Annotated in this window: 1 tRNA gene and 1 rRNA gene; both read right to left on the bottom strand. The window is 47.4% G+C overall.

Annotated features, from left to right (window positions below):
* Positions 1 to 191: 191 nt before the first annotated feature.
* Positions 192 to 267 (bottom strand) — tRNA-Glu (locus HFD92_RS21555).
* 87 nt (positions 268 to 354) lie between these two features.
* Positions 355 to 411 (bottom strand): 16S ribosomal RNA (locus HFD92_RS21550); the annotation flags it as partial.

Here is a 411-nt window from a genome sequence, read left to right as displayed (position 1 = left end):
TTCAACGCTGCAGACTGTAAGCATTTGAGAGACTCGGACATGTCGTCATTTCATTCTTATTACGGAGAATGAACGCGTCATGTCGTTTCAATTTTCAGCTTGTTCCGGATTGTTAAAGAGCAATATCTTAAACATGACTCGTAAGTCATCTTTAAGATATGTGGGCAACATCTTTCACCTGTCACCGAGCATGGCGTCCCCTAGGGGATTCGAACCCCTGTTACCGCCGTGAAAGGGCGGTGTCCTGGGCCTCTAGACGAAGGGGACATTTAAGTCTGTCTTCGCAAGACGCTTTGCTCATTACTTTTTTATCAGACAATCTGTGTGAGCACTTCGCGGGAAGGTATCTTCAGGTAAGGAGGTGATCCAACCGCAGGTTCCCCTACGGTTACCTTGTTACGACTTCACCCC

This window comes from Pantoea sp. EKM101V, assembly GCF_011800325.1.
In the GTDB taxonomy this organism is placed as follows: Bacteria; Pseudomonadota; Gammaproteobacteria; order Enterobacterales; family Enterobacteriaceae; genus Pantoea; species Pantoea anthophila.
This window is presented reverse-complemented; position numbering and strand designations above follow the sequence as displayed.